General features: G+C 58.1%; 20 protein-coding genes. 12 read left to right on the forward strand and 8 right to left on the reverse strand.

Annotated features, from left to right (window positions below):
- The first annotated feature begins 309 nt into the window (after positions 1-309).
- Both ACWKV9_RS18945 and ACWKV9_RS18950 read left to right on the forward strand, forming a co-directional pair.
- Positions 310-1,221, forward strand: coding sequence for an SDR family oxidoreductase (locus ACWKV9_RS18945; protein WP_483837663.1), 912 nt, complete (start codon positions 310-312; stop codon positions 1,219-1,221).
- Positions 1,222-1,650: 429 nt separating this feature from the next.
- Positions 1,651-5,136, forward strand: a complete 3,486-nt coding sequence (locus ACWKV9_RS18950) for a dermonecrotic toxin domain-containing protein (RefSeq protein WP_483837664.1) — start codon at positions 1,651-1,653, stop codon at positions 5,134-5,136.
- Here ACWKV9_RS18950 and ACWKV9_RS18955 read toward each other — a convergent pair.
- Complete coding sequence (locus ACWKV9_RS18955; protein ID WP_483837665.1) at positions 5,133-5,936, reverse strand: SirB1 family protein; 804 nt, start codon at positions 5,934-5,936, stop codon at positions 5,133-5,135. The two genes, ACWKV9_RS18950 and ACWKV9_RS18955, sit on opposite strands and share 4 nt — an antisense overlap.
- A gap of 206 nt (positions 5,937-6,142) precedes the next feature.
- Between ACWKV9_RS18955 and ACWKV9_RS18960 the strand changes: the two genes are divergently transcribed.
- The gene (locus ACWKV9_RS18960; protein WP_483837666.1) at positions 6,143-7,165 is read left to right on the forward strand and encodes a Leu/Phe/Val dehydrogenase; all 1,023 of its coding nucleotides are present in this window, start codon (positions 6,143-6,145) and stop codon (positions 7,163-7,165) included.
- Between the two features lie 109 nt (positions 7,166-7,274).
- On the opposite strand, the gene ACWKV9_RS18965 is transcribed toward ACWKV9_RS18960, so the two are convergent.
- Entirely contained in the window at positions 7,275-7,535 is a 261-nt protein-coding gene (locus ACWKV9_RS18965; protein ID WP_483837667.1) for a YebG family protein, read from the reverse strand.
- 253 nt (positions 7,536-7,788) lie between these two features.
- Between ACWKV9_RS18965 and ACWKV9_RS18970 the strand changes: the two genes are divergently transcribed.
- Positions 7,789-8,277 (forward strand): phosphate-starvation-inducible protein PsiE, encoded by a 489-nt coding sequence (locus tag ACWKV9_RS18970; protein ID WP_483837668.1) that lies wholly within the window; start codon positions 7,789-7,791, stop codon positions 8,275-8,277.
- A gap of 63 nt (positions 8,278-8,340) precedes the next feature.
- Here the strand turns inward: ACWKV9_RS18970 and ACWKV9_RS18975 are convergent, their stop codons facing one another.
- The 3 genes from ACWKV9_RS18975 to ACWKV9_RS18985 form a co-directional block, all read right to left on the reverse strand.
- Positions 8,341-8,685 carry a YXWGXW repeat-containing protein gene (locus ACWKV9_RS18975; RefSeq protein ID WP_483837669.1) on the reverse strand — a complete coding sequence of 115 codons (345 nt, stop codon included), beginning with the start codon at positions 8,683-8,685 and terminating at the stop codon, positions 8,341-8,343.
- A gap of 367 nt (positions 8,686-9,052) precedes the next feature.
- Positions 9,053-9,382, reverse strand: coding sequence for a DUF3509 domain-containing protein (locus ACWKV9_RS18980; RefSeq protein WP_483837670.1), 330 nt, complete (start codon positions 9,380-9,382; stop codon positions 9,053-9,055).
- Between the two features lie 526 nt (positions 9,383-9,908).
- Positions 9,909-10,328, reverse strand: coding sequence for an HPF/RaiA family ribosome-associated protein (locus ACWKV9_RS18985; protein WP_483837671.1), 420 nt, complete (start codon positions 10,326-10,328; stop codon positions 9,909-9,911).
- 325 nt (positions 10,329-10,653) lie between these two features.
- Here ACWKV9_RS18985 and ACWKV9_RS18990 point away from each other — a divergent pair, with 325 nt between their 5' ends.
- The 6 genes from ACWKV9_RS18990 to ACWKV9_RS19015 all read left to right on the forward strand — a co-directional run bounded on the left by ACWKV9_RS18990 (position 10,654) and on the right by ACWKV9_RS19015 (position 17,010).
- The gene (locus ACWKV9_RS18990) at positions 10,654-10,971 is read left to right on the forward strand and encodes a DUF3649 domain-containing protein (RefSeq protein ID WP_483837672.1); all 318 of its coding nucleotides are present in this window, start codon (positions 10,654-10,656) and stop codon (positions 10,969-10,971) included.
- The gene (locus ACWKV9_RS18995) at positions 10,968-12,593 is read left to right on the forward strand and encodes a PepSY-associated TM helix domain-containing protein (RefSeq protein ID WP_483837673.1); all 1,626 of its coding nucleotides are present in this window, start codon (positions 10,968-10,970) and stop codon (positions 12,591-12,593) included. The genes ACWKV9_RS18990 and ACWKV9_RS18995 overlap by 4 nt, the downstream gene beginning before the upstream one ends.
- A complete protein-coding gene (locus ACWKV9_RS19000; RefSeq protein ID WP_483837674.1) occupies positions 12,593-12,925 on the forward strand; it encodes a DUF3325 domain-containing protein in 333 nt (110 codons plus the stop codon). The genes ACWKV9_RS18995 and ACWKV9_RS19000 overlap by 1 nt, the downstream gene beginning before the upstream one ends.
- 7 nt (positions 12,926-12,932) lie before the next feature.
- Positions 12,933-13,544 (forward strand): RNA polymerase sigma factor, encoded by a 612-nt coding sequence (locus ACWKV9_RS19005; RefSeq protein ID WP_483837735.1) that lies wholly within the window; start codon positions 12,933-12,935, stop codon positions 13,542-13,544.
- On the forward strand, positions 13,541-14,533 hold the full coding sequence (locus ACWKV9_RS19010; protein WP_483837675.1) for a FecR family protein: 993 nt from the start codon (positions 13,541-13,543) through the stop codon (positions 14,531-14,533). The genes ACWKV9_RS19005 and ACWKV9_RS19010 overlap by 4 nt, the downstream gene beginning before the upstream one ends.
- A gap of 122 nt (positions 14,534-14,655) precedes the next feature.
- Positions 14,656-17,010, forward strand: coding sequence for a TonB-dependent siderophore receptor (locus ACWKV9_RS19015; RefSeq protein ID WP_483837736.1), 2,355 nt, complete (start codon positions 14,656-14,658; stop codon positions 17,008-17,010).
- Between the two features lie 239 nt (positions 17,011-17,249).
- Here ACWKV9_RS19015 and ACWKV9_RS19020 read toward each other — a convergent pair whose 3' ends face one another.
- A complete protein-coding gene (locus ACWKV9_RS19020) occupies positions 17,250-18,122 on the reverse strand; it encodes a helix-turn-helix transcriptional regulator (RefSeq protein ID WP_483837676.1) in 873 nt (290 codons plus the stop codon).
- A gap of 261 nt (positions 18,123-18,383) precedes the next feature.
- Between ACWKV9_RS19020 and ACWKV9_RS19025 the strand changes: the two genes are divergently transcribed.
- Positions 18,384-19,283 (forward strand): DMT family transporter, encoded by a 900-nt coding sequence (locus tag ACWKV9_RS19025; protein WP_483837677.1) that lies wholly within the window; start codon positions 18,384-18,386, stop codon positions 19,281-19,283.
- A gap of 114 nt (positions 19,284-19,397) precedes the next feature.
- On the opposite strand, the gene ACWKV9_RS19030 is transcribed toward ACWKV9_RS19025, so the two are convergent.
- Together ACWKV9_RS19030 and ACWKV9_RS19035 are read right to left on the reverse strand one after the other, a co-directional pair.
- Entirely contained in the window at positions 19,398-20,372 is a 975-nt protein-coding gene (locus ACWKV9_RS19030; RefSeq protein ID WP_483837678.1) for a 2-hydroxyacid dehydrogenase, read from the reverse strand.
- A gap of 271 nt (positions 20,373-20,643) precedes the next feature.
- Positions 20,644-21,591, reverse strand: coding sequence for a LysR family transcriptional regulator (locus ACWKV9_RS19035; RefSeq protein WP_483837679.1), 948 nt, complete (start codon positions 21,589-21,591; stop codon positions 20,644-20,646).
- 182 nt (positions 21,592-21,773) lie between these two features.
- Here ACWKV9_RS19035 and ACWKV9_RS19040 point away from each other — a divergent pair, with 182 nt between their 5' ends.
- Positions 21,774-23,285, forward strand: coding sequence for an efflux transporter outer membrane subunit (locus ACWKV9_RS19040; protein ID WP_483837680.1), 1,512 nt, complete (start codon positions 21,774-21,776; stop codon positions 23,283-23,285).
- Positions 23,286-23,360 lie beyond the last annotated feature (75 nt).

The following is a 23,360-nucleotide window of genomic DNA, read 5'->3' on the forward strand; positions in this document are numbered from 1 at the left end:
ACATCAGCCCGCACCGACACAAAACCCGTGGGAACGGACTGTCCGCGACGGCATTTGTTTTGACGAATGGTTTGTATTGCCTGGCCCGGCCTCTTCGCGGACAGGTCCGGTCCCAAGTTGGAGCTGCGGCGCGACTGAAGTCTTGGGTCAAGGCAGACCGGTGGGAGAAGTCTGCTTTGTAAGCCAGTTCATCGCGCTGCGTTATCGAGCACTATTCAGCGCTCCCTGTTTTGATTGTGACCATCAGCGCTCTGATCGACACTCGACCGATTCGCACGTGCGTGCGCTGGCCATATTCGGGAGATGAACATGAGTGAATCCGTACGTCTGGAAGACAAGGTCGTGATTGTCACGGGGGCTGGCGGCGGGCTAGGGCGTGCCCACGCGCTGCTGTTTGCGCGGCATGGCGCGAAGGTGGTGGTCAATGATCTGGGCGGGTCCGCTCACGGCGAGGGCGCCAATGCCTCGGCCGCTGACCGAGTGGTAACAGAGATTCACGAAGCAGGCGGGCAAGCGGTGGCCAATCATGACTCGGTCACCGATGGCGACAAAATTGTGCAGAACGCACTCGATGCGTTTGGGCGTATCGACGTAGTGGTCAACAACGCGGGCATTCTTCGCGACAAGACCTTCGCGAAAATGGACGACGCCGACTGGGATCTTGTCTACCGCGTGCATGTCGAGGGCGCCTACAAAGTCACCCGCGCGGCCTGGCCTCATCTGCGCGAGCAAAATTACGGGCGAGTGATCTTCACTTCCTCAACTTCCGGCATCTACGGCAACTTCGGGCAGTCCAATTACGGGATGGCAAAACTGGGGCTGTATGGACTGACCAGAACCCTGGCCATCGAAGGGCGTAAAAACAATATTTTGGTCAACGCTATCGCCCCCACGGGCGGCACGCGCATGACCGAAGGCCTGATTCCAGCCAACGTTTTTGAATTGCTCAAGCCAGAACTGATCAGCCCGCTGGTGGTTTTTCTGGGCAGCGAGCAATGCCAGGACAGCGCCGGCCTGTATGAAGTCGGCGGCGGCTGGATCGGAAAAGTCCGTTGGGAGCGTAGCCTGGGCAAAGGCTTCGATCCACGTGCTGGTTTTACTCCTGAAGATGTGGCGGCACAGTGGGGCGTCATTGCTGATTTCGAAGGTGCGGTACATCCGCAGGACACCGCAGAGGCCCTTCGAGAAATGATGGCTAATCTGCAAAAATATGCAGATTGAATCAGCTGTTTCACAGGCAAAAAAAAGCCGTTGCAATCGCAACGGCTAAAACAAAACGTTGAATTCAGGAGCTTCAAAAAACAACGTCGAGGGAATATCGGACAGTCATCGAAATTGCTCGCTGACCTTTGAAACATGATTGATGACTTCGCATCGAATGGCTAAATGTTAGGTTTTAACCTGCGCCAGAAAAAGCCTGATTTACGAGATGCACCCTTACCGCCATCGCAACAGTAAGAAGAATTCCTCATTAGGCGGCTGTGGTTTCCATTTCCTTCAAACTGCGTCGGTCCGCTGGTCATCGCCCAGCAATATGTACCGCCGACCGAGGGCTGAGGCGGTTTTAGATAGGCGCTCTTTCGAACGGCTCAGGTTGTACTCATTGGCTGGATGCCCTTGAGCGTGAGCGTTCAATTTTGGAGCGTCAGCATGACCGATCTAACCGTTTTAAATGCCATCAAAGAACAAAGTGCAGTGCTCCGCCAACGCAAAGTTGCCGATCACCTGATTGCATTCACGGCTGCCTGTTCTCAGTGTTCCGCAGTGCTGGAAAATACCCCTTCGCTTCGAGAGGTCGCCTTTGATCGTCTCTCCAGCTTTCTGCGTGGAAACACCAAGGTCTGGAATCCGGATGTGCTGTTCTTGAACATGGCCTGCGCTTCCCCCGCCTCGGGATGTTTTCAGTCTCTTACGGACGCATTGATGCAGGCGATGGCGCAGGGCAAGAATCCTTTCGATCACGATGCACAGGCGCTCTATTACCGTCATGACAGCCTGGATGCGCAACATCGGGTCGCCGACGCTGAATTTGCGACGATTAAAAGCATCTTTGCCCAAGCCTTGCAGCTTCTTCAACAGACCTATCAGGGTGTGCTTGCGCAAGCATGGAGCAGCGTTGAGAACAGCCCAGGAAATCCCGGGCAAAGCGCCCCTCGCCATCAAATCGTCAGCAGTCTTCATCATTCGGCACTTGAGCATGAAGTCAAGATCGAAGTCGCTCAACAACGAATTGGCGCTAAAGAGCAGCAAGTGCTGCTGGACGTTTTAAGTCAACGGCCGCCCAAGGGACTGTTTAAAATCTTTCTCCGAATGCCTGACGGGAGAGCGGCTCCCTTATTTTCAGTTTTTGCGGTCGCTCATGATCAGCAGGCTACTGAGGCGCGAAGTACTGCGGGAGTCTTTCATTTGGTGATGCCGACAGGTGGCATTGAGCTGTGTGAGTCCTTTGCGGTGCTAAACAGCAAACTGGTCCAGCAGTTCTCGATGCCAGCGAGCAGGGAGTCGCTGCTCAACGGTATGTATTTGTCTGACATCAATGCCGTACCGGAAGGCCTTCAGATCGGTGACGATGATTTTATTTATGAAGTCTGCTCCGAGCCAATGTTGCACTGCCACGTGCAAACACTTCGTAGCAAGCAACTGGAAGACTTCGATTATCTGGTTGCGCAGGCAAGAGCAGGCATTGACGATGTTCAAACCTTTTGCGCCAAGCTTGGCAAAGTCCAGATATGCGCTCATGTCGACCAGGCGATGGGATATCGCTTCAACAGTCTTGCCGTGCAAGCTGAGGAAAACGCGCGACCTGAATGGCTAATGCATGCCGCGGACGATCATCGAGAGGGCCACCTCAGATTGCTTCAGATGTATCGCGAGCGAAAAAGCGCTGTCGATACGTTGCTTGCCGGGTTTGAATCCCTGGAAGTATTTGGCCGCCATGAAATTGACCGTTATGTCCTGGAACACTTGGGATACCGGATTGACCCACAGAAAGTAACGATCGCTGTGTCGGACGATTTCGATATTCAGGATGGCAAGTTCTCAGCGAACTACAACAAGTCGTTGCTTGAGTTCGCAATGGAAGGTCTGCCTGTCGTGGCCCAGGGAAACGCGCATCTGACAGTGCCGGAAGCGCACGCGAATCCGGCTCTCACGATCACTTTTGTAAAAGCCATGATCGATCAGTTGGACTTGCCACGCCGCTACCGTCAGCAACTACGGCAGCGCTACACCGCCGAGGCGACTTTACGAGCACTCACTCACATGCGCGATAGTGCTCTAGCTGTAAGCACTTCGGCGGCAGTGCTTCAAGGCCACTTCAACAATGACCGAAGTGAGGAACTGGTGCATCGGGTGCGGGGTGACAGCGGCAAGAACGGCGCTGAACTGAGTATGGGAGCGCTACGGCTGGCAGCGAGCGACACAAGATTCAAGGATCTGTTGGTGTTTCGTAACCGCGCTGGGGCAGGGGACGATCATTACGTGCTCCACGCACCGGGTGCCCCAGGTGGGCGGGACATGTTCGAGTTCACTTCATGGCGTCAGTTGTCTTTTGAAGTGGGTGGCTGGCTCAAAACCGATAATGGCAGCCGTTATGTAAGCGATCAGACGGCAACGACAATTGAGCCTGGCCATTCCGATTTCCTTGAGAGGGTTCGCCAGAAAGGGACTTTATGGAATGAGCACAGTGTGAGTTTCCAGGAGTTGGAAGGGCAAAACTTTGAAGAACAGTTGTCGGATGCGACGCTCCAAAAGTTAGAGCGAGCGCTGACAATGGACGACATTGCGTCCTTGGGGCTTAACACTGAAACAAGCTATGCAAACCGCGGGACTCTTGCACTGCTCGAACACAGGATCGATGAGTTGAACAGCGCCTTCGTGCGCACCACACAGGACATGGTTTCCTTCCAGGCCTTCGCTCGACGCGAAGGGAGCAAACTCATTAATGACTACCTCCGCAAAGAGGGTTTTAGCGAGACAATTGATACCGACACTGTCTACATCGATCTTGATAACCCGTTCCATGTCGAGCATCCGGACTTCAGTGAATACACGCAATTGACGTCGCTCACCCAGCTGTTCATGGATGGATTTTCCGATAAGTACGACTATAAACCGACGGCTCCCATGTACTCCTCAATCGGTCAGGATCTCAGGGCATTGCCGCTGTACTTTGTCCAGTTCGTGGATAAAGCATTACGGGATGCGGCCTTGGGGGAGCGATACATAAAGTGGATTCAAGGCGAATTTCTTACCACGGGTCATGATCGGTATGCCTACCGCAGAGCATTGTTCGGCAGACGCATGCAGTTCGGTATGCGCGCGGCGGCAATGCGGGAGTTTTTGCAAGGCGATCTGTCGTCAGAACAATATCAGTGGCTGGTCAAGTTAATCGTTTCGCTGGATAAGCAGGTACTTGCAAATGACCAAGGGCTGCAGCGCGATATCAGTCGCAGTACGGCATCGGTCTTTCGGTTTGCCGGTTATATAGTCCAGGGCGTTTATATGCTCAGGGACTTCAGCACGGAGGATGGAGACTTCAATCTGCTCTATACGCCGAACGCGCCGGATGGCGTGAGCTTCAGAAAGATTACCGATTACGTTGATCTAATGAGTTCGCCGCAGATGCGCCAATATTATTATCTTCGGGTTCCTTACAACGGGCAGCCAAGTGTGGGTTCGCTTTTTGATGACATGGACCGCAATATCGCGCCGCAATGGGTGAGCGTCGAGAACCATGAGAGTCTCGATCCTGACCGGGTGCTGGACGTTCATGATCTGTACGATGCCTTGATAAGCCGCATCATTCACGATGTTGACGAGCGGACCGAAAGCACCGCTGAGCGATGGGCCGGCAGGGCTTACTCAGTCGTAAGAGTTTTGGGGTCTGTACTGCTTATTCCGTTTCCTGGCGCATCGCTTGCCTGGACAGCGCTTCATGTGGCAGTTGATGCGCAGCGAGGATTACTTGCGTACCAAGACGGAGACCGTGCCACGGCGTCATGGTTTTTTGGGAGCGCTTTATATGGGGCGGCCAGTGGCACCGACGGTGCCTTGGCAATCCTGATGAAGAATGAAACGCTAATCAAGCAAGTCGGCTGGTGGGCGGCAGGAAAACTGGCGACGCGGCTTTCTTAATGAATCGCTCGTCCGCTGGGCAACGCTTGTAGCCGTTGAGCAAGGCGCAAGCGCTGGACCTGATCATCGCTGAGCAACAACGCATGCTCCAGGTCGAAACGTTCGGCCTGCGGGCATTCCAGCGATTGATACAAGCTGGCACGCGCAAGGTAGTCGCTGGTAGTGGCAGCACCTAACTCCAGGACGCGGGTGGCATCCTTGAGCGATGCCAGCAAATCGTCGTTGATCTGATGCAGATGCCGCAGGTTGCGTGACAGTCGTTGCAGCATCGCCTGTGGCGTGGCCGTTCGCATATGTTCGGCGGTGAGTGGCATGTCCGGGCCAAACTGACGCATTAGCAGTTCTCGGCAATCTTTGGGGTAAAGTCGGCGCCCCCCGCAAGAGTCCAGCAGATGATCAGCGCCTGGTACTCGTAGTAAAAAATGTCCCGGAAAGTTGACACCCTCTAGCGGAATCTCCAAACGCCGGGCAATTTCCAGACTTATCATCGCCAAGCCCAAGGGTTGACCGCGACGACGCTGAATCACTTTGTGCAACAGCGCCGAGTGCGGCTTTGGATGCGCCACATCATCCTGCTGAAAACCCAGTGTCGCCAGTTGGCGAAGCAGTGGCTGTGCCAGCTCAGCGGGGGGCAACATCGGCAATGCGCAGCTGATCTTGCGGGTGAGGTCGTCGATCTCGCTCAGCGTATCTTTCACGCTGCATTGCGCATCGTGCTCAACGGAAATCCAAAGCCCCGCTTCAAACGCCGAAGGAGGCGTACGTTGCAGGCAGGCAAGGCATTGGCTAAGTGGGGTCATCGACTTCTCCGGCAGGATCAGGCGGTTGGACTTGGGTCTTCACATCACTCGTTGTAGCCCTTCTGCCACCGGTTCGTCCAGTGGCGATCAAGGCAGCGAAGCTTATGCCGCAAGTGCTTGGCCGTCTCGTCGCCATATGCCGCAGCAGTCCGTCATTTTTTGCGGCAGCGCCTATACTCGCAATACAAAAATCGGGAGCCCCGCCGATGTTTGCTCTCATGCAAAGTTCACGCGTTGAGTCGTTGCATGTGGTCGTTGATTCGGCCTCGTGCCTTAAAGCTGTGATCGCCATTCACAGCAGCCATAGAGGCCCTGCACTGGGCGGCTGCCGATATTTGTCCTATCCCAACGAACAGAGCGCCATGGAAGACGCTATTCAGTTGGCAAGGATCATGAGCTACAAAGCCGTGCTGGCAGGTTTGTCGCTAGGTGGCGGTACAGCGGTGATCTTGCGTCCCGCTCATGTGCCCGACAGGTCGGCGTTATTCGAGGCCTTCGGGCGATTCGTTCAGACCCTGGATGGGCGATACATCACCGCGATAGACAGCGGCACCTCCAGCGAAGACATGGACTGCATCGCTCAATACACCCAACACGTCACCAGCACAACAGAGGTCGGCGATCCATCACCCCATACTGCGATGGGGCTTTATTCGGGCATCCGGACTACCGCCATGGCGCGGTTGGGCAGCGAAAATCTGGAAGGGTTGCGGGTAGCGATCCAGGGTCTGGGGCATGTGGGTTATGCCTTGGCCGAGCAGTTACATGCGTCGGGCGCCGAGTTGCTGGTCAGCGATCTGGACAGCGGAAAAGTGCAATTGGCCATGGAGCAATTCGGCGCCAAACCCATCGCCGCTGAAGCGTTGCTCAGTACGCCGTGCGACATTCTCGCACCCTGCGGGTTGGGCGGTGTGCTCAATAGTCACAGCGTCGCCAAACTGCGTTGCGCGGCGGTGGCAGGCGGCGCCAATAACCAGCTGAGCTGTGCGGCGATTGCCGATCAACTGGAAGCGAGGGGCATCTTGTATGCCCCTGATTACGTCATCAACGCTGGCGGCCTGATCTACGTCGCGCTTCAGCATCAGGGGGAAACCCCCAATACCATCAGCGCTCATCTGACTCAGATTGGCAGGCGACTGACGGAAGTGTTCGCTCATGCACAGGCAGAAAAGCGTTCACCCGCGAGAGTGGCCGATGCACTGGCCGAGCGGTTGTTGAATATTGAGTAGTCAGTTAATGGTCTAGTGAGCGCGGACCTGTAGGAGCCAACTTGTTGGCGACAGGCCCTTTGATTGAATCATTCAGCACGCCTCGCGAACAAGTTCTCTCCTACAGGGGCTAGTCGTCTGACGGGCTTATTAACTCAGCCAGCGCGCTGGCGTTGCTCTTGAACGCTGCGGCGAACACGGCGCGATTCTTGGCCATGAAAATGCCAGCGTCTTCTGCCTGCTTCTCGGTCAGGCCAGCCACGTTCTTTTGCAAAACCTCCGTGAGCGATTCAGCCAGCTCAAGCATTTGGTCATGCGCATCGGCGAGTTTGCGGTCCACGAATGTAGTCTCCAAGTCGCGGGTACTGCGATACAGGGTCTCAACAGCCATCTTTCGGCCTCGTCATCGGGTGCAGTAATGAGTACTGTTTATTTATACAGTGCGCAGCATAAGGGAATCGATTCGGTTTGGATAGTGGCGCTGCAAGTACATTTTTGGTGATCGATGTGCCTTGCGACAACCCGTCACGCCCTGAACCCTAGTCGATGGCCCCGTTTCTGCTAGAGAATATGCCGATCGGCGCGACCAAAAGCGTCATGCTGGCGCGGCATCATCCGTTCTGGATTACTCAAGGAAGTACATCGTGAAAATCAACTGGGCCGAATCACTGCGTCAACAGGTGCACAGCTGTGCCGAGTCGATCGGCAACCTGTTCGTCGAAAGTTTCCACTACCTGGCGCTCTTCGCCATTGGCGGCGTCACAGCGTGGGCGGCCGTCGTAGCGTTTCTCGGGATGCTTGAAAAGGGGCATATCAACGTCGATGACATCCTGCTGCTGTTCATCTACCTGGAACTGGGTGCGATGGTGGGGATTTATTTCAAGACCAACCACATGCCCGTGCGCTTTCTCATCTACGTGGCTATCACTGCGCTGACCCGCTTGTTGATTTCTGATGTGTCTCATCACGCGCCGCCGGACTTGGGCGTGGTGTACTTGTCCGGCGCGATTCTGCTGCTGGCGTTTGCGATTCTGGTGGTGCGTTACGCGTCCTCGCAATTTCCTTCGGCGAAGGTGCCAGACCCCCATGGCAAGGCCAAAGGTGCGCTGGTGGAGGAGAAAGGGGAGATTTGATTCCGTGATTTCCGGAATAAAAAATGCCCCGTTGATCGGGGCATTTTGCCGTGTGTCTGATGCTCAGTTAACCCAAACGCCAACATGATAATGCCAGCCGTCACCGCGGCTTTCCCAATAAGGATGCTGGTAGCGATAACCGGGACGCACGGCTTCCCAGTGTCCGTGAACCGGCACGTAGCGGTTGCCATTCCAGTGCCAGTAGCCGCGGGCCCAGACATAGCCGGGGCGAGGGGCGGGTTCTTCTTCGATGATTCGTTCCGGTGGCGCTTGCGGGGCGACGACTTCGACATATTCGGTGCGTGGCCCTGGTCGGTCGACGACCCGACGCTCATGGACAACCCGCTCCTGCACGCAGCCGGAGGCCACGGCCAGTGCTGCGATCACTGCTGCATTACGTATAAACATGGCGCCACCTCAGACTTATCCACAGCGTGAACACGCACGATTGATCGACCGAAGTCTCTCTTGTAGGTTTGTTGTAACAGGTGGTTTCTGTATGAGGCCTGAACTGGAGGGGGATCAGGACTTTGGCGCGATGACTGGAAGTTTGGGGGAGTCTGGACGTTTTGCTGCCGGTGCCCGGCAGATCGCGAGCAAGCTACGTTCCTACGCCTTCGGCAGAAGCAGAATTTACACCCCTACGCCTTCGGCAGAAGAAGTTAAGCGTCCACGCCTTCGGCAGAAGCGGCGTCGTAGTCAGTACCGGGATCGGAAAATAGAAAAAAAGAAGGGGGAGGCGATAGATTTATCGCCTCCGGGCGATTGAAGTCATTCAGATGCCCACTGCCGCTGCGGGCCTGCTGTACAAGGCAGTTTTAGCGGGGATAGGCGCCAGTTGCCTGAGATCGCCATCGGTCATGGCGGCGAGGATTTTTATGGCGCTGTGGCCTTGTTCGATCGCAATGCCAAATTGCACGCTTTCGATCAGGCGCCGAAGCCGCTTGGGCGAGTTGCGTTGTTCTGCACTGATCAAACGTTTGGCAACCACCCCTGACTCGTTTGAGAGTGTCAGCATGATGGTGCCGTCCAAGCCTTGGATACTTAAATTAACCCGGTAGTCGGGGTGGAATGCATCGGTGATCTGTTGAAACGGATTGTCCATGGCTTGATACCTGATAATCGATTCTGCATAAATTGACCGGGGGTTAGTCCCTTTAGTTCTCGACGCTGATCAACGGTAGAGAAATTCCTGCCTTGGCCGTTATCGCTGACTTAACGGTTTCGTCCGTCACTGATCCGTTGATGTGCAATCTGTTAAGCGAAGTACTGATCATTAGTTGCGTCAGCGCATCTGCGCCCCGTTGTAACTCTCTCGATACAAGGCTTGCATGGTTTGGGCCACCTGCGATGAATGGTATTCACGAAACGATTCAGCGGCGTGGATGCGACATTTACGAACGCATTAGAGACTTAACCCAGGAAAACGCGTAACGGCCAAATGCCCCCACTGCCCACTGTCAGCACCAATAAGGCACGGTCCGCCTGTTTTGTGTGCAGCCCTTGTCCCCCGTGGCCTGCGTACGATCCGGAAAAACAAAAAAGGGCGAGCCTGTTTGCACAGGCCCGCCCTTTATTAACGCTTGAATCGTGAATCGACTGTTGTCAGTCGATCCTCGAATGCTGCCGGATTAACCGTGCAGAGCGTCGTCTTTTTCCAGAAATTCTTCTTGCAACAGTGCATCCGGACTTTCTATATCGCTATCGCGTGCTGTGCTGATGGACGAGACGCCTCCGCGTTTGCTGCGCAATTTGCCGAAAAGATGTTCCAGCGCGTGATCAAGTTTTACGGCCGCGCCGTCCACCGCCAAGTCCAGAGAGCTGGCTTTGTGGGTAACAGAAATAGGTTGGTGTCCTTTTGGCCGGGCTTCCATCTGGCAACGGATGTCATGCGGGCCGGGCTTATCGCCGTTCTCGTCCTGAATATGGACTTCGATGCGGGTGAGATCTTCTTCATAGCGGTCGAGGTTGCTTTCAACGGTGGTTCGTACCCACTCCTCCAGTCGCACGCTGCTTTCGATGTGGTTATCGCTGTTGACCTGGATTTGCATAGTTCTTCCCTTACTTTGGCTTGCTCGGGAGAGTCTCGACGTCACTGAGTTTCGTCTGCCCTCATTCACAGTGTTGGCGCCGATGAAGGAACAATTCAACCCCTAATCACAGAGAATATATTTCACCGTAGTGCGGAACTTTGGGTCGGCATCCTTTGCGTATGAGAATATTTATCATTAATATTGCGATCCGTCGTACGCCAGTTCTTACGAATTCCTACCCACTACCACCTTCCAGGGGACAGCACCCGATGTCGATTCAGACAAATATTGGCGAAATCTCCTGCGCTCATCCGGGTGTTTTTTGCTGATGGAAGGCGTTGCGATGAGTAGACGCAAGGCAGGCAAAGCCAGACGAGGGGGGATTTCCCTGCGCTGGCGTCTGGCGGTGGCTTCTCGCGTGCTCGCTGCGGCATTGGGGGGGTATCTGGTGGCAGCGCTATTCAGCGTGTGCCTGGCGCAATGGCTACCATTCACCCGCGCTGAATCCGTGGTTTTGGCCATGACGGTCTCGTTTCTGGCCTGGTTGCTGATCGCGCTCTGGTGTTTCGCCTGTCGCTACGCGTGGCAGGCCTGGTTCGGGGTATTGGCACCATCGGCGGCGTTCGCAGCGCTCTATGGTGTCGGGCGGTGGCTGTCATGAAGGAGGGACTGCGTCAATCCTTGGGCTGGCTGCACACTTGGGCGGGACTGGTGTTCGGCTGGTTGCTGTTCGCGATATTCCTGACGGGCACAATGTCGTATTTCAAGGACGAGATCACACAATGGGCGCAGCCGGAAGTCCAGGTGCGTGACGTGGACGCAGGTCTGAGCCTGGACCGCGCGCAAAGCTGGCTCCAGCAAAACGCCGCCGACGCCCCGCGTTGGTTCATCAGCCTGCCCGATGCGCGTTCACCCGGTCTGTCGGTGATGTGGCAAAAAGCTGCGGGCGGTTTCGAAGACAAGACGCTGGACCCGCTGACCGGCACCAAGGCCAACGCGCGTGAAACCAAAGGGGGTGAGTTTTTCTACCGCTTCCATTTCCAGCTGCAGATGCCATATCCCTGGGGACGCTGGCTGGCGGCGATCGCCGCGATGGTCATGCTGGTGACGATGATCAGCGGGATCATCATCCACAAGAAGATTTTCAAAGAGTTCTTCACCTTCCGCCCGCGCAAAGGCCAGCGTTCTTGGCTCGACGGGCATAACGCTGTCGGCGTGCTGATCCTGCCGTTTCACCTGATGATCACCTACAGCAGTCTGGTCATCTTCATGACGATGGTCATGCCGGCGAGCATCCTCACGGCCTATGACGGCAACCCTCAAGCGTTTTTCAACGATCTGTTTCCTTCCCAAAAACCGGTGCAGGCAGCTGGCACGCCTGTGCCGCTGGCGCCATTGCGAGCGATGGTAGATACCGCGCGCGAGCATTGGCAGGGTGCTGCGGTGGCGCGAGTGGTGGTGAATCGGCCGGGCGACGCCAACGCAACGGTGACTGTGGTGCGCGGCGACGATAATCGGATTGTCTACGAGCCAGGCTCCGGGATGACCTTCAACGGCACTACCGGTGCGCTGGACAGTGAAAGCGTGATGAGCGCGGCGCCACTGAAACTGGCGGGGACGCTGTACGGGTTGCATATGGGCCACTTCGCCGGGCCCGTGCTGCGCTGGCTGTACTTTGTGTTTGGCGTGGGCGGTACGGCGTTGATTGGGACGGGCCTGGTGATGTGGCTCGGTAAGCGCCGCCTCAAGCATGCGAGCGCTGGCGTGTTGCCCTTTGAATTGCGTCTGGTTGAAGTGCTGAACGTTGCCAGCATGGCTGGGCTGATGCTGGCGGTGGTGAGTTTTTTCTGGGCCAATCGCTTGTTGCCGGTCAGCTTTACCGCACGCGAAGGATGGGAAGTGAACATCTTCTTCATCGTCTGGGGCTTGGCAGTGCTGCACGCCCTGGTGCGCAAAGGTGCTGCCGCGTGGCGCGAACAATTGGGGCTGGGCGCCGTGTTGTTTGCCGGTTTGCCGGTACTCGATGGGCTGACGGCCGGGCCTTATTTGCTGGACGCCATTGAACAGGGCCATTGGGCAATGCCCGGGCTGGATCTGACGGCGTTGGCGGTTGGGTTGTTTCTTGGATGGACGGCGTTGAAGTTTCGGGTGACGCGGCAAAAACGCATCGCGAGCAAGCTCACTCCCACACAAATTAGCAGCACGCAAAAACGTTATCTGGCCGACGTCCGTGGAAGGGATCTTGCTCGCGAAAAAATGGCCTCCCATCGAGAGGCGCACTGATGTTCCTCGCCACGCTGTTGTGTTATCTGGGGTTCACCGCGCTGAGCCTGTCGATGAGCCGTCACTATGCCGATGTGGTCGGCGGCAAGCTGGCGCCTGGGCGCCGTCAGCTATTGCGCGTGCTGGGTTGGCTCACTTTGCTGTTGTCCGTTTGGGCGGGCGTGGTGGCCGGTGGCTTGAGTATCGGCCTGGTGCAATGGTTCGCCGCGCTGATGGTCAGTGCGTTGGTGTTGTTGATCGCGATGTCCTTGCGCCCTCGGCTGGTGCTGTTGCTGGCCGGCGTGGGTTTGCTGATTAGCCCCGTCGTTGTTGTCAGTCAGTGGTTAGCCTGACGTGAGCCTGATGACTTCACCGACTCCCGATACGCCAGAACCTCTGCCCTCAAGCGCAGACCAGGACGGGGCAAGCGGCAGTCGCGCGCATTTTCTCAAGGTGTTTTTGTCCCAGCGTCCGCAGATGGAAGCCTTGGTCAGCCGCCGCGTGGGATGTCGGGCCACGGCAGCGGATCTGGTGCAGGATTTGTTCGTGCGCTTCTGGCGGCGTCCGCTGGTGCAAGTCGAAGAGCTCAACACCTATCTGCTGCGTTGCGCGAGCAATATCGCCATCGACCATTTGCGCAATGAGGGCACGCGGGCGCGGGTCAGTGAAGAATGCATGTCGCAGCCTCAAGACGTGATCGACGATCAACCTCATGCCGCACTGCAAGCCAAAAACGATTTGCGCTATGTCGAAGCCGCGTTGCGCGGTCTGCCGGAAAAGACCCGGCAGATCTTCCTGCTCAACCGCATCCACGGCCGCAAATACGCCGAAATTGCCAAGGTCATGGGGCTTTCGCAAAGCGCGGTGGAAAAACATATGATGCGCGCCCTGCAGGCCTGCAAGGCGAGTCTTGATCACGACGCGTTGCCGGCCCGCGCCCTGCGAAGCCAGTCAGAGGACGCTCGCCGATGAACGCGTCATCTGAAGCCATCAACGTTTCTGCGGATCAGCACCAGGCCGCGCTGGTCTGGCTCATCCGTTTGCATGATCAGCCTGACGCCGCCGATCACGCTGATTTCGGCCGCTGGCTGCGCGCCGATCCTGCGCACGCCGAAGCCTACGCCCAGGCGCAAGTGCTGTGGGAGTTGAGCGAAGGGCCCGCTGCACAACTTGCTCGTGAAGACGATGCCACGCTTCAGGCGCTGATGGCCGCAATGGACGCTCCCAAACGCAGGGCGTTGCCGCGCTGGAGTGTAGGTCTGGCGATGGCGGCGTGTCTGGTACTGACGGTCAGCGTCGGCATGGGCTGGCAGCCGCAACGCTGGATGGATGATTTCGGTGCGGATTATGTCTCGGCGCCGGGGCAAGTTCGGACCGTGACGCTGGCCGATCAGTCTCAGGTCACGCTGGACGCCGACAGCGCCATTGCCGTCGATTTCAAACAGGGCGAACGCCATGTTCAGTTGCGTCGAGGGGCAGCATTTTTTCAAGTGACCCATACCGGTCAGCCGTTTGTGGTCGATGCTCATGGCGGCGAAACCCGGGTGTTGGGCACGCAGTTCGAAGTGCGTCTGCAACCGGTGGGCGCCCAAGTTACAGTGCTGTCGGGCAAGGTGGGGGTGAGTGCTGGCGGTGATCATGCACAACAACTGCTCAACGCTGGACAGCAAGTCAGTTATGACGCGCTCAGTACCCGCGATCCGGCTGCGGTAGACAGCGAAAACCACCTGGCCTGGCGTCAGGGCTGGCTGAATTATTACCGGACTCCGCTGGCCGACGTGATCGACGATCTGAGCCGTTATTACCCCGGCCGGATCGTGTTGCTCAACGACCAGCTTGCAGCCAAACGCATCAGCGGCAGCTTCCCCAGCCATGACCCTGAGGCGGTACTGGCGGGGTTGAAGTCAGTGGTCGGGTTTGAGCAGACCGAACTGTTTGGCCGCGTGATTGTGCTGCGGTGAGAAACGCGCCTCCCTGCCTTGTAGGAGCGCGCTTGCCCGCGAAAACAGTGGGTCAGTCGAGTTCGCAAGTGCCGATAAAATGCTATCGCGGGCAAGCGCGCTCCTACAGGGTTTGCTGGGGATTGATACTCGCGCTCTGGAGTCTCTGCGCCCAGGCCGCCGAACCGGTGTTCACCTTCGCCATCCCGGCCAAATCCTTGCCTCAGGCGCTCAGTGACTTCACCCGCACCACCGGCCTGAGCGTTGTTTACGTCCAGGAAACGCCCTACAGCATCAATACCCCCGCGCTCGAAGGTGCCTACAACCCGGAACAGGCGCTGAAAACCCTGCTGGGCGGTTCAGGATTGACCTACCGCCGCGCCACCGAGCGCACCTTCACGCTGGAGCCGGTCGCGAGCGAAGAGGCGATCACCCTGCAAGCCACCACCATCGACTCGCGCTCGCAATCAGCGTTCAGCTACCAGCCGCCGTCGGGCAGTTCAGTCGTCCGCTCATCCACGCCAATCCTCCAGACACCGCAAGCCATCAGCGTTGTGCCCGCGCAAGTGCTGCGTGATCAGGCGCCGCGCAATCTCGATGACGCCCTGAGCAATGTCAGCGGCGTGACTCAGGGCAACACGCTGGGCAGCACGCAGGACACCCTGATGAAGCGGGGTTTTGGCGACAATCGGGACGGCTCGATCATGCGCGATGGCATGCCTGTGGTGCAGGGCCGCAGCCTCAACGCCAGCGCCGAGCGCATCGAAGTGCTCAAAGGCCCATCGACCCTTCTTTATGGCATTCAAGACCCGGGCGGGGTGGTGAATGTGGTTAGTAAACGTCCGGAAATGACGCCCTATAACGCCCTTACTGCACGCGGCTCGACTTTCGGCAACGGCAAGAACGGCAGCGGCGGCACGCTGGACAGCACCGGCCCATTGGGCGGCCCGGAATTGGACGGTCTGGCTTATCGCCTGATCCTCGACCACGAAGACGAGGATTACTGGCGCAACTTCGGCGTACACCGCGAGACGCTGATTGCCCCGTCGCTGGCCTGGTATGGCGACACCACGCAGCTGCTTGCTGCCTATGAGCATCGCGAGTTCGTCTTCCCGTTTGATCGCGGCACGGCCATCGATCCGCGTACCGGGCACCCGCTGGACATCCCGGCGACGCGGCGGCTGGACGAGCCGTTCAACAACATGGAAGGGCGCTCGGGCTTGTATCGTTTCGAGGCCGATCATCAATTCGACGACAACTGGACCGGGCACCTGGGATACAGCTACAACCGCGAAACCTACGACGCCAGTCAGGTGCGGATCACGGCGGTGAATCCCGTAAACGGCACTTTGACTCGCTCGATAGACGGCACGGGGGGCGCGTTGAGCACCGACCGCTTCACGACGATGACGCTCAATGGCAGCGCCCAATTACTGGGGATGCAACACGACCTGTTGCTGGGGCTGGATGACGAGTACCGCAAAATCTACCGTGGCGAGTTGATTCGCCAGAAAAGCCAGACCACCTTCAGCTACCTCGACCCGATCTATGGTCTGGAGCCGAGGGGCACGGCGGCCAGCCTGCCGGACAGCAATCAGAGCGATATTCTGCGCACTGATTCGGTGTTCGCTCAGGACGCGATTCACCTGACTGATCACTGGATTCTGGTCGCCGGCGCACGCTTTCAAATGTACGACCAGGTGGCTGGAAAGGGACGGCCGTTCACCGTCAATACCGACCTGAATGGCCAGAAGTGGATACCACGCGCCGGGTTGGTGTATCGCGTCGATGATCAGCTGTCGTTTTATGGCAGCTACACCGAGTCCTTCAAGCCCAACTCCAGCATCGCTGCGCTGGCGGGGGGCACCACGCTGGATTCGGCCACGCTGCCCGAGCAGGCGAAATCCTGGGAACTAGGCGCCAAGTGGGAGGTGCCGGACGCGTTCAGCGGGACACTGGCGCTGTTCGATATCAAAAAGCGCAACGTGCTGGTGGCGAACTTTGATTCGTTGACCGCCAACACGGTGTACAGCACGGCAGGCGAGGTGCGGTCACGTGGTCTGGAGCTGGACCTGAGCGGGCAGTTGTCCGAGCGCTGGAGCCTGATCGGCGGTTACGCGTTCACCGATGCGCAAGTGATTGAAGATCCGACGCTCAAAGGCAATCGCCTGCAAAACGTGCCCAAACACAGTGGGTCGTTGTCGGCGGTGTATGACGTGGGATCGGTGTTTGGTGGCGATCGCTTGCGATTGGGCGCCGGCGCGCATTATGTGGGGCGGAGGGCGGGCAATCCGGACAACGACTTTGACCTGCCGGGTTACACCGTTGCCGATGCGTTCGCCACCTACGAAACCCGTCTGGACGGGCAGAAAGTGAAGGTTCAGCTCAACGTCAAAAACCTGTTCGATCGCACGTATTACAGCTCGGCAGTGAGCCGATACTTCGTGTCCATGGGGGATTCGCGGCAAGTGGTGGTGGCGACGACGCTGGAGTTTTGATTCGAGACCGGTGCATCGTAATCGCGAGCAAGCTCCCTCCCACATGTTTGCCGCAATCCTTGTAGGAGCGCGCTTGCCCGCGAAGACATTCTACCCGACTCATTGCCACCGACTGACCCAATGCAATCGCGGGCAAGCGCGCTCCTACAACGGTATGTCCTGTGGCGATTACACGTTGGAGTGCCATTCTTGTAGGCCGTCGCTTCCTCGCGAAGCGTCGGATCAGACGCTGCAAGATTTCAAACAAACGCCAACCGATACTCCCCCGGCGTTGCCCCCACTGCCTGGCGAAAGCGATTACTGAAGTGGCTGGCGCTGCCAAAGCCGCAATCCAGCGCGATGTCGCCAAAAGCCAGGCGGGTGGTCCGCAGCAACAGGCGCGCCCGGAGCAGTCGGCGAGCGAGCAAATACTGATGGGGCGGCACACCGAAGCTTTCACGAAACATCCGCGCAAAATGGTATTCCGACAGAGCGCACATTCCTGCCAGTTGCCCAAGGCTCAGTGGGTCGGCCAAGTGGCTGTCGATGAACTCGATCAACTGCCGACGCAGATGCGGCGCCAGCCCGCCTTTCAAACGCACGCCGTCTCGCGGCCCGACTTGAGCGAGCATCGTGTGATTGAGCATTTCATGGGCCAGGCTGCTGGCCAGCAACCGTTCGCCGGGCTCGCTCCAGTCCATCTGAATAAGCTGGCGAAACCGCATGGCCTGCAGCGGGTCGTCTGTGAAAGTGCTTTCGCGCAACGCCATTTCTCGGGGTTCACGGTCAAGCATCGTCACGCAGCTGAGGGCGAACTGTTCAGGGCTGATGTACAGATGCGCCAAGCGAATTTCCCCGTTTACTACCCATGCCGATTCATGGCCTGCGGGCAAAATGCACAACTTGCCGGGGGCGCCTTTATTGTCCGGCTGACCGCGCCGGTGCGTGCCAAGACCGCCATCGATGTAGCACGACAACGTGTGATGCGTCGGACCGTGATACTCCTGCGCGTCATGCCGGTTATTCCACAACGCCGCCACCATCCCGTCGCCCAGCGACGCACTCTGCTCTAGACGAGCATTGGGCGAGCTGTTCAGGGACTGGAACACCTGGATGGTTTCGAGGGGTGGCATAGGGTTGAACTCGGTGCATAACCTGTGGGAGCGGACCCGTCCGCGAATACGGTGTATCAGATGGAAACGATGTATCGGATTCACTGGCCCCTTCGCGGACGGGTCCGCTCCCACAAGAGTTAGATCGAATGTAATGATTCACGCCTTGCATCCTACGCTGTAGCGACCGCGCTGCCAGCCACCTGCCGATCAAATGCGCAAGATTGTGCAAGTGCCCGCCGTGCTGACTGTTCAGACTGAGGCTTCATTGAGGAGCCCGCCATGAACATCTCGCTGTATCTGCTGACCGTCTTGATCTGGGGCACCACCTGGATCGCCCTGAAGCTGCAACTGGGCGATGTGGCGATTCCGGTTTCTATCGTTTATCGCTTCGGCCTGGCGGCGCTGATCCTGTTCGCCATGCTGTTGTTCAGTGGCAAACTGCAGCCGGTCAATCGGCGCGGGCAGCTGATTTGTCTGGCCCAGGGCTTGTGCCTGTTCTGCGTCAACTTCATGTGTTTCCTGCACGCCAGCCAGTGGATTCCCAGCGGGCTGGTGGCGGTGGTGTTCTCAACCTCCACGCTGTGGAATGCCCTGAATGCGCGGATCTTCTTTCGTCAAAAGATCGCCCGTAACGTCTTGACCGGTGGCGCACTGGGGTTGGTCGGGCTTGCGTGCCTGTTCTGGCCGCAGTTGGCGGGGCATGGCGCCAGCCACGAAACCCTGATTGGCCTGGGGTTGGCGCTGCTGGGGACCCTTTGCTTTTCGGCGGGCAACATGCTGTCGAGCGTGCAGCAGAAGGCCGGTCTGCGCCCGCTGACCACCAACGCCTACGGCATGCTTTACGGCGCGGCGATGCTCAGCGTTTATTGCCTGATCAGCGGCACGCCGTTCACGTTCGAATGGAACACACGGTACATCGGTTCGCTGCTGTATCTGGTGATCCCGGGTTCGGTGATCGGCTTTACCGCGTACCTGACACTGGTCGGACGCATGGGGCCGGAGCGCGCGGCCTACTGCACGGTATTGTTCCCGGTGGTGGCGCTGAATGTGTCGGCGTTCGCCGAAGGCTACCAATGGACGGCGCCGGCGCTGATGGGGCTGGTGTTGGTGATGCTGGGTAATGTGTTGGTGTTCAGAAAGCCTAAGACAGTGGTGCCGGTGGGGGCGAAGCTGGCTTGAGGTTTGTGGCGTCTGAAACGGCCTATCGCGGGCAAGCGCGCTCCTACAGCGGACTACGGTCATCTGTAGGAGCGCGCTTGCCCGCGAAGGCGTTGGATCAGGCACCGAAGAATTTCACCCCTTCCACACCTGTTGATTCACCAGATCCTGCGGTTTCTCGCCCAGCAGCGCAGCGCGCAGGTTGGCGTAGGCGCGGTCTGCCATGGCCTGACGGGTTTCGTGGGTCGCGGAGCCGATGTGCGGCAGGGTTACGGCGTTGCTCAGCTTATAAAGCGGCGACTCGGCCAGTGGCTCTTTCTCGTACACATCCAGCCCGGCGCCACGGATGGTGCCGTTCTGCAACGCTGCAATCAGCGCCGGTTCGTCGACAATCGGGCCGCGTGCAATGTTGATCAGGATCGCGCTTTTCTTCATCAGCGACAGTTCGCGGGTGCTGATCAGGTGTTTGGTCTTCTCACTCAACGGCACCACCAGGCATACAAAGTCCGACTCAGCCAACAGCTGATCCAGCGTGCGGAATTGCGCGCCCAACTCCTGCTCAATCTCGGCCTTGCGGCTGTTGCCGCTGTAGAGGATCGGCATGTTGAAACCCAGGCGCCCACGACGCGCCACTGCTGCGCCAATGTTGCCCATGCCCACAATGCCCAACGTCTTGCCATGCACATCGGTGCCGAAATGCGGCGCTTCGATGCTGCGCGTCCAGTTGCCGGCCTTGGTCCAGGCGTCCAGTTCAGCGACGCGGCGGGCGCTGCTCATGATCAGGGAGAAACCCAGGTCTGCCGTGCTTTCAGTCAGTACGTCCGGGGTGTTGGTCAGCATGATCCCGCGTTCGCTCAGATAGCTGACGTCGTAATTGTCGTAACCGACCGAAATGCTTGATACCACTTCAAGTTGCGTCGCGCTTGCCAGTTGCTCACGGCCCAGCTTGCGGCCCGCGCCGATCATGCCGTGGGCGTGGGGCAGCGCTTCATCGAACTGCTGGTTGAGGTCGCCTTTTTTCGGATCAGGGATGATCACATTGAAATCTTGCTGCAAGCGCTCGGCCATTTCCGGGGACACGCGGCTGAAGGCAAGGACGGTCTTTTTCATCGGATAGCTTCTCTCGGGCAGTTCAGAAGTGAGTTGCGTAGCACGCTAACATTCTTGCCGGGGGATTGGCAGCGGGAGCTTTTTCTTTCATCAGATCGAGGATTATCTGACGGTACTCGATACCTGTGGGAGCGGACTCGTCCGCGAAGACGGATGTCCGGGCGCTAACGATATGTCGTTTGTTCCGGCATCTTCGCGGACGGGTCCGCTCCCACAGGTTTTGCGTATGACGCAGAAATTGCGTGCGTGTCTCAATGGATCGTTGCCGCCGTTAGACCGACTCAAGCACTGCGTGGGTCTGCAAGTCCGCCTCATGAGCGGCCATGATTTCCGGCAGCGAGCCGCGCAGGTACTCGACCCAGGTCTTGATCTTCGCGTCTAGGTACTGACGAGAAGGATAAATGGCGTACAGATTCAGCTCATGGGAACGGTATTGCGGCAACAGCCGGACCAGCGTGCCGTTGCGCAGCCCTTCGATGGCCGAGTAAATCGGCAGATTGCCAATCCCCATACCGCTGATGATCGCTGCCGTCATCGCATCGGCCGAATTCACCAGGAACGGCGAGTTGGCAATCGTCACCACTTCCTGGCCATCAGGGCCATCGAATGCCCACTTCTCCACCGGAAACACCGGGCTGATCAGACGCAGACAGGCGTGATTAAGCAGATCGGCCGGTTTGTTGGCGGTGCCGAAGGCTTTTATGTAGGCCGGAGACGCACAAACGATGCTGTAGGTGATGCCCAGACGCTGCGAGACGAAGCCCGAATCCGGCAGTTCGCTGGCGAGCACGATCGAAACGTCGTAGCCCTCTTCGAGCAGGTCCGGCACGCGGTTGGTCATGGTCAGGTCGAACGAGACGTCCGGGTGATTGCGCCGATAACGGGCAATGGCGTCGATCACATAATGCTGGCCGACACCGGTCATCGAATGCACGCGAAGCTGCCCGGAAGGTCGCGCGTGGGCGTCGCTGGCTTCGGCTTCGGCTTCCTCGACATACCCCAGAATCTGCTCGCAGCGCAGCAAATAACGCTTGCCTGCTTCGGTCAGCGCGATGCGTCGGGTGGTGCGGTTGAGCAGTCGGGTCTGCAGGTGGGCTTCGAGATTAGAGACTGCCCGCGAGACGTTGGCGGTGGTGGTGTCCAGCTGAACTGCTGCTGCAGTGAAGCTGCCCGCTTGTGCCACGCAACTGAAAGCGCGCATGTTTTGCAGAGTGTCCATTGGCCGTTCTCTGGAGAGATGGCAAATTGTGACATGAAGTAACTGATCCATGTCAGCCATACCAAAGGATTATCCTTCGTTCGGTAACAAAGATTCACAGAAGTCCCGGCTTATCGCCGTGGCAGACGCATCCTAGAATCGCGGCTCCTTTGGTATTCCTCTTCATTCGGGTATTTGCAGCTGTGCCGCGTCGCATCATCAGAGGGCTCAAGCCCCTCACTGTTCTGGCTTTAACGTTGGTCATCAGCGGCTGCATCGGAACGGGCGGGATAGCCCCTCAAGGCACCTCATTGCCAGCCAATACGCTGGCCACCGACGAAGCCATCAAAGACGCGGCCCAAGACGCCCACTGGCCTGCAGGTCAATGGTGGCGTGCGTATGGCGACGATCAGCTCAATCACTGGATCGACCTGGCCGCGCTTGGCAGCCCGAGTCTGGCGATGGCTGCTGCGCGCGTGCGTCAGGCGAAAGCCATGGCGGGCGTGGCCGAATCGGCAGAGTCGATACAGATCAACGGCGACAGCACCCTGAAACGGCACAACTGGCCGACAGACCAGTTCTATGGTCCCGGTGAGTTATCCAACACCAGCACGTGGGACAACAACGCATCCTTGGGGCTGAGTTATTCCCTGGACCTGTGGGGCCGTGAAAGTAATAACAGCGAACGCGCGCTGGACCTTGCCCATATGAGCGCGGCGCAAGAGCGTCAGGCACAGCTGGAATTGCAGGACAACATGGTCCGCGCTTACATCCAGTTGTCGCTCAACTATGCCCAGCGCGATATCGCCCAAGCCACGCTCGCTCAGCAACAGCAGATTCTCGACCTGGCGCAACGGCGTCTGCAGGGTGGCATCGGCACGCATTTCGAGGTCAGCCAGGCTGAAACTCCGTTGCCGGAAACCCACCGCCAGATCGACGCGCTGGACGAGGCCATTGCCCTGAGCCGTAACCAGATTGCAGCACTGGCAGGCAAAGGACCGGGGGAGGGCGCGCAGTTGCACCGGCCGACCCTGTCGCTGCAAGCGGCGTTGAAACTGCCGTCGGCATTGCCGGCCGAATTGCTGGGGCAGCGTCCGGACGTGGTCGCCAGCCGTTGGCGTGTAGCGGCGCAGGCGCGGGGCATTGATGTGGCGCACGCAGGCTTTTATCCCAACGTCGATTTGGTGGGTAGCCTCGGTTACATGGCCACCGGTGGCGGCATGCTGGAATTTTTGACCGGCAAGAAATTCAACTACAGCGTCGGTCCGGCGATCACGTTGCCGATCTTCGACGGTGGGCGCTTGCGTTCCGAGCTGGGCGAAGCGTCGGCGGGCTATGACGAGGCCGTGGCGCAGTACAACCAGACCCTGGTGAACGCGCTGAAGAGCATTTCCGACCAGCTGATTCGCCGGGCGTCGATGGACAAGCAGCAAGGCTTTGCCGATGAATCGGTGGCGACGGCGCAGAGGACTTACGACATCGCGATGGTCGCCTACAAACGCGGGCTGACCGATTACCTGAATGTGCTGAACGCGCAGACATTGCTGTTTCATCAGCAGCAGGTGCAACAGCAAGTGCAGGCTGCGCGTTTGACCGTGCATGCCGAGTTGGTGGTGGCGTTGGGTGGCGGTTTGATGGCGGGCAATGATTCGCCGGAGCAGGAGCGGACGGCTGCGCCGAAGACGCCTAAGACGTTGGCGGTGTTTGATCAGTGAACCAGATAATTGTGCAGTGCCGATTCAGGCCTCTTCGCGGACAGGTCCGCTCCCACGAAAACTCCACTTCGCCTT

Source organism: Pseudomonas corni, from assembly GCF_057128765.1.